Genomic DNA, 11,431 nt, shown 5'->3' with positions numbered 1-11,431 from the left:
AAGTGAAACTTATAATGAAATAGAGCTCGTAGAATAAAATCCCTCACCTAACTCGAGGTGAGGGGTTTTCCTGCGTGTAAGAGTAAAATGAAGAGGTGCGAATAAATGAAACAAAGTATGGTATTCAGTCCTACATTACGTGAAGTTCCAGCTGATGCGGAGATTAAGAGTCATCAGTTATTACTTCGTGCAGGTTTTATGCGTCAAAATGCTTCTGGTATTTATAGTTTTCTACCATTTGGTTTAAAAGTATTACACAAAGTAGAACGTATCGTTCGAGAAGAAATGGAGCGCGCAGGTGCTGTAGAATTATTAATGCCAGCGATGCAAGCTGCAGAATTATGGCAAGAGTCAGGTCGTTGGTATTCTTACGGATCTGAATTAATGCGTATGAAAGATCGTAACGCTCGTGAATTTGCATTAGGAGCGACACATGAAGAAGTAATTACGGATCTTGTACGTGATGAAGTGAAATCATATAAAAAATTACCGTTAACATTATATCAAATTCAAACAAAATTCCGTGATGAACAAAGACCTCGTTTCGGTTTATTACGTGGAAGAGAGTTTCTAATGAAAGATGCATACTCTTTCCATGCTACACAAGAGAGCTTAGATGAAGTATACGATCGCTTATACAAAGCATACTCTAACATTTTTGCTCGTTGTGGTTTGAATTACCGTGCGGTTATTGCTGATTCTGGGGCAATGGGTGGAAAAGATACACATGAATTTATGGTATTATCTGATGTTGGTGAAGATACAATTGCATACTCTGATACATCTGATTATGCAGCGAACATCGAAATGGCTCCTGTTGTAGCTACGTATACGAAGAGTGACGAAGCAGAAAAAGCGCTTGAAAAAGTAGCAACACCAGACCAAAAAGCAATTGAAGAAGTATCTGCATTCTTAAACATCGAAGCTGAAAAGTGCATTAAGTCTATGGTATTTAAAGTAGATGAGAAATTAGTAGTTGTACTTGTTCGTGGTGATCATGAAGTAAATGATGTAAAAGTGAAAAATGTATACGGTGCTTCCGTTGTTGAGCTTGCCTCTCATGAAGAAGTAAAAGAATTATTAAATTGTGAAGTTGGTTCATTAGGTCCAATTGGTGTAACAGGTGATATCGAAATTATTGCTGATCACGCTGTAGCATCAATTGTCAACGGATGTTCAGGAGCGAACGAAGAAGGGTTCCATTATGTAAATGTAAATCCAGAACGTGACTTTAAAGTAAGTCAATATACGGATTTACGATTCATTCAAGAAGGAGACCAATCTCCAGACGGAAACGGAACAATTCTTTTCGCACGCGGAATTGAAGTTGGTCATGTATTTAAATTAGGAACTCGTTATAGTGAAGCAATGAACGCAACATTCCTAGATGAAAACGGAAAAACACAACCACTTATTATGGGTTGTTACGGCATTGGTGTGTCTCGTACAGTGGCAGCAATTGCAGAGCAGTTTAATGATGAGAACGGTTTAGTTTGGCCAAAAGCTGTTGCACCGTTCCATGTGCATGTAATTCCAGTAAATATGAAATCTGATGCACAACGTGAAATGGGTGAAAACATCTATAACTCATTACAAGAGCAAGGATATGAAGTACTACTAGATGATCGTGCAGAACGTGCAGGCGTTAAATTTGCTGATGCTGATTTATTCGGCCTTCCAGTTCGCGTGACAGTTGGTAAAAAAGCAGACGAAGGTATTGTAGAAGTGAAAGTACGTGCTACAGGTGAGTCTGAAGAAGTAAAAGTAGAAGAACTTCAAACATATATTGCTAATATTTTAAAATAGGAAGAGGTACCTCGTAATGAGGTACCTTCTCTTTCTTTGTAAACGTATTTTGTAAAAGAAGAAGGGAGAAATCTTTCTTTGTAGTACGTTTCAATTTATAATAGCAAATGGAAGGAGAGTGCTTATGTCTTTAACAAATGAACAAAAAGAGCGATTTCAAATTTTGCTCCAGCAGTTGCAAATACCAGACGACCTTATAAATCAATATTTACAAGGCGGTGGTATTGAAAGGCTCGTTATCGATAAAGCGAATAAAAGTTGGCATTTTAATTTACAAGTGCCACGTATTTTGCCTACAGAATTATATGAATTGCTAGAAACAAAGCTTAAGCAATCATTTTCTCATATTGCAAGAACAACATTTGCATTAGAAACAGAGAATAAACAATTTACTGAAGAAGAAGTGAGGGCGTATTGGCCACTTTGTACGGAACGAATTACATTTTCACCTATGTTTGCTTATTTAAAGAAGCAGCTTCCGCAGGTCAATGGAGTGAAGTTACTTATAAATGTGAATAATGAGCTGGAATCTACTGCTTTAAAGAAAAACGTTGCGAAACCAGTAGGGGATCAATACGAAGCTTTTGGATTCCCCCGTTTCCAGTTAGACACACATATAAAGCAAAATACAGAAGAAATGCAAAAGTTTCGTGAGCAAACGCAGCAAGAAGATCGCGAACGTGTTATACAAGCTATGGAAGAAATGGCGAAGAAACAAGCTGAAGAAAGCAGCGTTGTGCACGAAGGACCGATTACACTTGGGTATCTTATTAAGCCGGATGAAGAGATTACACCGATGCGAGAAATTCAAGATGAAGAAAGAAGAAAAACAGTTCAAGGATATGTCTTCCATGTAGAAACGAAAGAACTTCGTAGTGGCCGTACGTTATTAACTTTAAAAATAACGGATTATACGGATTCTATTATGATCAAAATGTTCTCTCGTGACAAAGAAGATATTCCAATGCTGCAGTCCTTGAAAAAAGGAATGTGGGTAAAAGCGCGTGGCTCTGTTCAAAATGATACATTCGTTCGAGATTTAGTAATGATTGCAAATGATATTAATGAAATAACAGGACCGTCTCGTAAAGATAAAGCGCCAGAAGGTGAAAAACGAGTAGAGCTTCATCTCCATACTCCGATGAGTCAAATGGACGCTGTTACTCCAGTTTCTAAGCTTGTTGCTCAAGCTGGTAAATGGGGACATGAGGCGATTGCCATTACAGACCATGCTGTTGCACAGTCATTCCCAGAAGCATATTCAGCTGGGAAAAAAGCCGGAATTAAAGTTATATACGGTGTAGAAGCGAATTTAGTGAATGACGGTGTACCAATAGCGTATAACGAAGCGCATCGTTTACTTGCAGAGGAAACGTATGTTGTTTTCGACGTTGAGACGACAGGTTTATCAGCTGTGTATGATACAGTTATTGAGTTAGCTGCTGTAAAAGTAAAAGGTGGCGAAATTATTGACCGCTTTGAATCTTTTGCAAATCCGCATCAACCGTTATCGGCAACAATCATTGAGTTAACAGGCATTACAGATGATATGTTAACCGACGCACCAGAAGTAGACGAAGTGTTTAAAAAGTTTGAGGAATGGATGGGTGACCATACACTTGTTGCTCATAACGCAAGTTTTGATATGGGCTTTATTAACGTAGGATTTAAAAAAGCTGGTTTAGAAAAAACGAAAAATCCAGTAATAGATACGTTAGAACTTGCACGATTTTTATTCCCAGAAATGAAAAACCACCGTTTAAATACGTTGTGTAAAAAGATGGATATCGAATTAACTCAGCATCACCGTGCGATTTATGATACAGAAGCAACGGGATATTTACTTGTAAAAATGTTAAAAGATGTGATTGAAAAAGGTTTTGAATATCACGATCAATTAAACGATAGTATGGGACAAGGGGATGCATATAAGCGCGGGCGTCCAAGTCATATGACATTACTTGCTACATCGGATGTTGGATTGAAAAATTTATATAAACTTGTTTCATATTCTCATCTAAATTACTTTTACCGTGTACCGCGAGTACCAAGATCACTATTAAAAAAATATCGTGAAGGTATTTTAGTAGGAACGGCTTGTGATAAAGGTGAAGTGTTTGAGGCAATGATGCAAAAAGCTCCTGAAGAGGTAGAAGAAATTGCGCAGTTCTACGATTACATTGAAGTAATGCCACCAGAAGTGTTACGTCATTTAGTAGAGCGTGAACTTGTTCGGGATGAGGGGCAATTAAAAACAATTATTTCAAACTTAGTAAAACTAGGTGAGACGTTAGATAAACCAGTTGTCGCTACCGGAAACGTGCATTACTTAAATCCAGAAGATGCAATGTATCGTAAAATTTTAGTTAGTTCGCAGGGCGGAGCCAATCCGTTAAACCGACATTCATTACCACCTGTACATTTCCGTACAACCGATGAAATGTTAGAGTGTTTCTCATTTTTAGGTGAAGACGTAGCGAGAGAAATTGTCGTAACAAATACACAAAAGATTGCATCATTAATTGGCGATGTTCATCCAGTAAAAGATGATCTATACACACCGAAAATTGAAGGTGCAGATGATGAAACGCGTGATATGAGTTATAAAATGGCGCGTAGTATTTATGGTGAAGAGTTACCTGAAATTGTAGAAGCGCGTTTAGAAAAAGAATTAAAAAGTATCATCGGGCATGGATTCGCCGTAATTTATTTAATTTCACATAAGCTTGTGAAAAAATCATTAGTAGACGGATATCTAGTAGGTTCGCGTGGATCGGTAGGTTCATCATTCGTTGCAACGATGATGGAAATTACAGAAGTAAATCCATTACCACCACACTATGTATGTCCGAAGTGTAAGCAATCAGAATTCTTTAATGATGGTTCTGTAGGTTCTGGTTTTGACTTACCGGATAAAGAATGTCCAACTTGTAATATTCCATATGTAAAAGATGGACATGATATTCCGTTCGAAACGTTCCTTGGATTTAAAGGAGATAAGGTACCCGATATCGATTTGAGTGCGACACGTTCTTAACTGAAAAGGTTAAGCACTAGCATCTTAGCATCCGCTAGTAGAACTGCTATTCTGAAGTATGGAAAGATGGAGTAACGTCCTGAAACATACTCACTGAAGCTACGGCAAGCGATAGCGATAATGCAAACATCAACATCGTTTGAAGCCCGTTAAAGTAGGCTGAAGTTCACCCTAACGTAAAAGACGAGGAAAGGGAGATATAAATCTTCTGTGAATGATAGGTCTGGTGTCTATAAAATTCCTACGGTTAGAATCAGTAGAATCACTGGGACGAACCCTCGACTGACTTTTCGTGAATGTCACGTTACAGAAATGTAACGGGGTCCAAAGAGGACTTCCAAGTGTGGATGAGTAAGCGTTTGGTTATGAAAATCCATACTGTGTTACAGGCACAGTCAAGCTTGGCGGAATTTAGGGGGAACCTAAGGGGATTATGTAAAGATAAGAATAGTGGAACGTGTGAAGCTTTCGACATAAGAGAAGATTGCACTTCGATGACGATGGTATGTGGAAAGGCAGATGCTATAACACATTTTACGAAAGTGGCAGTAGTGCCGTAGTACCGCTTAATGAAATGCCGAAGATGACTGAATAACCAATAGGTCGGAGGATAAAAACATTTCAGAGGGAAGGGCACAAGTCGTTAACGTCGAAACAAAACCTACAAAAGTCAGATTCCTGTATGACAAAAGAGAAACGAAAACTTCATTAAGGAAGTGATTAGTTGGCTGACTTGATGATTCAAAAGTTAAGAAACAATGAATATTTTGGCTTACAATCAACTTTTGACAATCTTTATGAAGAAAGCAAAAAGGGTCGATATTTCAAAAATATTTATGAGCTGATTATTTCTGAAGAAAACATTCGATTAGCCTTTCGTAATTTAAAAAGCAACATAGGTAGTAAAACGAAAGGGACAAATGGTCACACAATAAAACATCTTAATAAAATAGATGCCGACAAGCTAATTAGATTAACGCAGAAGAGATTGGAAAACTATATGCCGCATGCAGTAAGGCGTTTGTTTATATCAAAGCCAAATGGAAAAATGCGACCTTTAGGGATTCCAACAATTGAAGACCGATTAATCCAGCAAATGTTCCAACAAGTTCTAGAGCCGATTGTTGAAGGGAAGTTCCATCCACAAAGCTATGGTTTTCGACCAAAACGCGGCACTCATGATGCTTTAGCTAGATGCTATCATATGGTTAATCACAGTCATCAACATTTTGTAGTGGACATAGATATTAAAGGTTTCTTCGATAACGTTAATCATAAAAAGTTAATGAGGCAACTATGGACAATTGGAATACGGGATAAAAAAGTTTTATCCATTATCAAAAAGATGCTGAAGGCGGAAGTTACAGGTGAAGGCATTCCTGTTAAAGGGACTCCTCAAGGTGGTATTTTATCTCCATTACTAGCCAACGTTGTATTAAATGAACTTGACTGGTGGGTGTCAAACCAATGGGAAACAAAGCCGACAAGAGTACCTTATAAATTAAAACGCAATAAAACGGATGCGCTAAAAAAGACAAGGTTAAAGCCAATGTATCTAGTAAGGTATGCAGATGATTTTAAAATCTTCACAAATTCCTACGATAACGCTAGAAAGATTAAAATAGCGGTTGAAAAATGGCTCAAAGAAAGATTGGGTCTTGAGATAAGTGAAGAAAAAAGTAAAATCACAAACTTACGGAAAAACGGTACAGATTTTTTAGGGATTCGATTTAGAGCAGTTCAGAAGGGGAATGCTAAAACTGGTTATATTGTAAATTCTAAAATGGACCCGAAAGCGAAAGATAAAGTATTGGGTGTCATTAGGCATCAACTAGTGAAACTAAGAAAAAGTCCCACTCCAGAAAAAGTGATGAATTTTAATTCGAATATACTTGGGTTGCATAATTACTACAAAATTGCGACCAGAATCTCTCAAGATTTTAACGAGCTAAGACATAAAATTCATCCGAATATAAAATCATTGATGTTCAGAAACATCTTTGTTTATACAATAGAAACTAATCATATCATTGATAAGTTTTATGGAGATTATAATTGTCCAAGGTTTAAAAGTAATGGATTACTGGTCTATCCTATTGAAGCAATTCGACATGATATACGAGGTCAAAGAGACCCTAATTTTTCTGTTTATAATAAAAAGGATAGGGCATCAATTCATAAAGAGATAAAACATGTGTCTGTGCGAGAAATCGAAATGTTTCGTAAAGGAATATATAAAGCAAAAAGTGTTTTGTATGAAAATAATCGCTTAAGTAAATATGTCGCGCAAAAAGGATGTTGTGGCATAACGGGAGAACGATTAACTCCTCATAATGCTATATGTCATCACATTAAGCCAACAGGGCAAGGTGGTAGTGATGAATATCACAACTTGATTATTATTAATAAGAAATACCATACATTAATTCATAATAAAGACCCTCTTGCAAATGAAGATTATAAAAAAATGTTAGTCAAGCTTGAAAAGAAAGCATTAAATAAATTAAATAAGTTGAGAACGGAAGTAGGAAATCCAAAACTCAGCTTATAAACGTCGACAAAGTTAACGATGGAACGCCGTGTGAGTGTGAAAGCCTCACGCACGGTGTGGAGTGGGGGAAAAGCTGGAGATAATATCAAATGCTTACCTATCACTATACTTCTCTGGGGAATATCAACCACGTGCCCATAACTATACGAAAGTACTGTTCGGTGAAGATTATGTATATCGTGCAGGAACGATTGGTACAGTTGCGGAAAAAACTGCTTATGGATATGTAAAGGGTTATGCAAATGATCATAACTTAACGATTCGAAATGCAGAAATTGACCGCTTAGTAGCAGGATGTACCGGTGTAAAACGTACAACAGGACAGCATCCAGGTGGTATTATCGTTGTGCCAGATTATATGGACATTTTTGATTTCTCACCAATACAGTATCCAGCAGATTCAATAGGTGCTGAGTGGAGAACGACACACTTTGACTTCCACTCTATTCATGATAATTTATTGAAGCTTGATATATTAGGACACGATGATCCTACAGTTATTCGTATGTTACAAGATTTAAGTGGTATTGATCCAAAAACAATCCCAACGGATGATCCAGAAGTAATGAAAATTTTCTCAGGGCCAGAATCGTTAGGCGTAACGGAAGAACAAATTAACTGTAAGACAGGTACACTTGGTATACCAGAGTTTGGTACGAAATTCGTAAGACAGATGTTAGAAGAGACGAAACCGACGACATTTTCAGAGTTAGTCCAAATTTCTGGATTATCACATGGTACGGACGTATGGCTTGGTAATGCAAATGAGTTAATTTATAACGGTACATGTACGCTGAGTGAAGTTATCGGTTGTCGTGATGACATCATGGTATATTTAATCTATCAAGGTTTAGACCCATCATTAGCCTTCAAAATCATGGAGTCAGTACGTAAAGGTAAAGGTGTACCAGAAGAATGGGAAGAGGACATGAAAAGTAATAATGTACCAGGTTGGTATATCGATTCATGTAAGAAGATTAAGTACATGTTCCCGAAAGCCCATGCGGCTGCTTACGTACTTATGGCTGTGCGTATCGCATACTTTAAAGTACATTTCGCGCTTTTATTCTATGCGGCATACTTTACGGTTCGTGCAGATGACTTTGACGTAGAAGCGATGGCAAAAGGTTCAGCATCTATACGTGCAAGAATCGATGAAATTGCGCAAAAAGGTTTAGATGCAGCACCGAAAGAGAAGAGTTTATTAACGGTACTAGAAATGACACTTGAAATGTGTGAGCGTGGATACTCATTCCAAAAGGTCGATTTATATCGCTCACATGCAACAGACTTTATTATTGATGGAGACTCATTAATCCCTCCATTTAATGCGGTGCCTGGTCTTGGTACAAACGCAGCTTTAAGTATTGTGGAAGCACGTAAAAATGGAGAATTCTTATCAAAAGAAGACTTGCAGCAGCGTAGTAAGGTTTCGAAAACAATTATTGAGTATTTAGATAGTCAAGGTTGTTTAGGTGATTTGCCGGATCAAAACCAGTTATCGCTGTTCTGATAGGTAGGAAAAGTCTTTGCAAATCAACATTTGGTATGGTATACTATTAACCGAGATAACCATGTCATGTATATTGTGTGAAAAGAAGAGTGGGGAAACCCACTCTTTCGTGTTACTATCTACATTTTATTGATGTGGAGAGGTAAGAAATTTCTGTCGTATATACATATTTTGTTACAAGTTTTACTTCTTAAATTTGGTAATACTAAGACAGATATTCCCTGCTTAACGGCAGGGGCTTTTGTTAGCTAACGAGAAAGAATAAGATAGACCGTTCTATGGACGGGGTCTTTTCTTGTGAATGGTACATGGCGGCAGGAAGGAGGCTGTTTATGGATAAGAAAGTCACAGAAGTTGTAGAAGCATTTGCGCAGCCAATCGTTGAAGAGTTAAATCTTGAACTTGTAGATGTAGAGTATGTGAAAGAAGGACAAGACTGGTTCTTACGCGTATTCATCGATTCTGAAAAGGGAGTCGACATTGAAGAATGCGGTGCGGTGAGTGAACGTTTAAGCGAAGCTTTAGATAAAGAGGATCCAATTCCTCATCTTTACTTTTTGGATGTGTCATCTCCTGGAGCAGAACGTCCATTAAAGAAAGAGAAAGACTTCCAGCAAGCGGTAGGAAAACAAGTGGCAATTAAAACATATGAGCCGATTGATGGTGAAAAGATGTTTGAAGGAAAAATGCTTTCCTACGATGGTACTACAATTACACTATTATTAACAATTAAAACACGTAAAAAAGAAATCCAAATTCCAATGGACAAAGTTGCAAATGCGCGACTTGCTGTTACGTTTTAGTTAGAAGGGGGATCTTCATGAGCACTGAGTTGTTAGATGCCTTGCTCGTATTAGAGTCAGAAAAAGGAATTAGCAAAGATATTATTATTGATGCGATTGAAGCAGCGTTAATCTCTGCTTATAAACGCAATTTTAACCAAGCACAAAACGTTCGTGTGAGCTTTAACCCACAAGTGGGAACAATCCAAGTTTTAGCACGTAAAGACGTTGTTGATAATGTGTTTGATCCACGTCTTGAAATTTCTGTTGAAGAAGCAAGACAAATTAATCCAAACTATCAAGATGGTGACGTACTAGAAATTGAAGTAACACCAAAAGATTTCGGTCGTATTGCAGCACAAACTGCAAAACAAGTTGTAACACAACGAGTGCGTGAAGCAGAGCGTGGTGTTATTTACTCTGAGTTTAGTGATCGTGAAGAAGATATCATGGTTGGTATCGTACAACGTCAAGATGCTCGTTTCATCTATGTAAGCTTAGGGAAAGTAGAAGCTTTATTACCTGTAAGTGAGCAAATGCCGAACGAACAGTACAAACCACATGATCGTATTCGCGTATTCATTACAAAAGTAGAAAAAACAACAAAAGGACCACAAATTTACGTATCACGTACACATCCTGGTCTTTTAAAACGTTTATTCGAAATGGAAGTTCCTGAAATTTATGATGGAACGGTTGAAATTCGTTCTGTAGCACGTGAAGCAGGAGATCGTTCTAAAATCTCAGTACATGCAGAGAACATTGATGTTGATCCAGTAGGTTCTTGTGTAGGACCGAAAGGACAACGTGTACAACGAATTGTAGACGAACTAAAAGGTGAAAAGATTGACATCGTTCGCTGGTCAAATGATCCAGTAGAATATGTTGCCAATGCTTTAAGCCCATCACAAGTTGTGAAAGTACTTGTAGATGAAGAAGAGAAAGCAACAACTGTTGTTGTTCCAGACCACCAACTGTCATTAGCTATCGGTAAACGTGGACAAAATGCACGTCTTGCAGCTAAATTAACAGGTTGGAAAATTGATATTAAGAGTGAGTCTGATGCGAAACAACTTGGAATTGTAACAGAAGAAGATAGCGTAGTCGCATTCGGATTCGATTCAGTTGAAGACGAAATCGAGTAGAGGTGATGAGTATGAGCAATCGAAAAGTTCCGTTACGAAAATGTGTTGCAACGCAAGAAATGAAATCAAAACGAGAGCTCGTTCGCATTGTTCGTTCCAAAGAGGGAGAAGTGTCTATTGATTTAACTGGAAAGAAATCAGGACGAGGTGCTTATTTATCAAAAGATAAAGAGAGCATTCTTCAAGCTCAAAAGAAAAATGTTTTGGAACATCATCTAAAAGCGAAAATCGACAGTTCTCTTTATGAAGAGCTTCTTGAGCTTGTTGAGAAGGAGTCGAAATAAGTGTCCGATTGGAAATCGTTTTTAGGACTAGCAAACCGGGCTCGAAAAATTATTTCGGGTGAAGAACTCGTTTTAAAGGAAGTACGAAGTGGCAAAGCAAAACTTGTGTTGCTATCTGAAGATGCGTCAGTAAATACTACAAAGCGTATCACAGATAAAACGACGTACTACAACGTACCAATGAGAAAGGTCGAAAATCGACAACAATTAGGGCATGCGATTGGGAGAGATGAGCGAGTCGTTGTAGCTGTGTTAGATGAGGGCTTTGCGAAAAAGCTGCGTAGCATGCTCGATACAAATTACCGGGGGTGAA

At 37.9% G+C, this 11,431-nt stretch carries 6 protein-coding genes and 2 pseudogenes; all 8 read left to right on the top strand.

Annotated elements, in window-relative coordinates; all coding sequences use genetic code 11:
- Positions 1 to 105: 105 nt before the first annotated feature.
- The 8 genes and pseudogenes from FH036_RS07840 to FH036_RS07800 all read left to right on the top strand — a co-directional run bounded on the left by FH036_RS07840 (position 106) and on the right by FH036_RS07800 (position 11,430).
- Positions 106 to 1,806 carry a proline--tRNA ligase gene (locus tag FH036_RS07840; protein WP_139895606.1) on the top strand — a complete coding sequence of 567 codons (1,701 nt, stop codon included), beginning with the start codon at positions 106 to 108 and terminating at the stop codon, positions 1,804 to 1,806.
- A 124-nt stretch (positions 1,807 to 1,930) separates the two neighbouring features.
- Positions 1,931 to 4,828, top strand: a pseudogene (locus FH036_RS07835) (PolC-type DNA polymerase III); the annotation flags it as partial.
- A gap of 739 nt (positions 4,829 to 5,567) precedes the next feature.
- On the top strand, positions 5,568 to 7,394 hold the full coding sequence (gene ltrA / locus FH036_RS07825) for a group II intron reverse transcriptase/maturase (RefSeq protein WP_000774442.1): 1,827 nt from the start codon (positions 5,568 to 5,570) through the stop codon (positions 7,392 to 7,394).
- A 97-nt stretch (positions 7,395 to 7,491) separates the two neighbouring features.
- A pseudogene (locus FH036_RS07820) lies at positions 7,492 to 8,907 on the top strand (PolC-type DNA polymerase III); the annotation flags it as partial.
- A 332-nt stretch (positions 8,908 to 9,239) separates the two neighbouring features.
- Positions 9,240 to 9,710, top strand: coding sequence for a ribosome maturation factor RimP (gene rimP, locus FH036_RS07815; RefSeq protein WP_000359097.1), 471 nt, complete (start codon positions 9,240 to 9,242; stop codon positions 9,708 to 9,710).
- A gap of 17 nt (positions 9,711 to 9,727) precedes the next feature.
- Positions 9,728 to 10,834 carry a transcription termination factor NusA gene (gene nusA, locus FH036_RS07810; RefSeq protein ID WP_000102609.1) on the top strand — a complete coding sequence of 369 codons (1,107 nt, stop codon included), beginning with the start codon at positions 9,728 to 9,730 and terminating at the stop codon, positions 10,832 to 10,834.
- Between the two features lie 11 nt (positions 10,835 to 10,845).
- Entirely contained in the window at positions 10,846 to 11,118 is a 273-nt protein-coding gene (gene rnpM, locus FH036_RS07805; protein WP_000071128.1) for an RNase P modulator RnpM, read from the top strand.
- Entirely contained in the window at positions 11,119 to 11,430 is a 312-nt protein-coding gene (locus tag FH036_RS07800; RefSeq protein ID WP_001286523.1) for a YlxQ family RNA-binding protein, read from the top strand.
- Position 11,431: the final 1 nt, after the last annotated feature.

Origin of the sequence: Bacillus sp. CD3-5 (genome assembly GCF_006349665.1) — a bacterium.
In the GTDB taxonomy this organism is placed as follows: domain Bacteria; phylum Bacillota; class Bacilli; order Bacillales; family Bacillaceae_G; genus Bacillus_A; species Bacillus_A paranthracis.
This window is presented reverse-complemented; position numbering and strand designations above follow the sequence as displayed.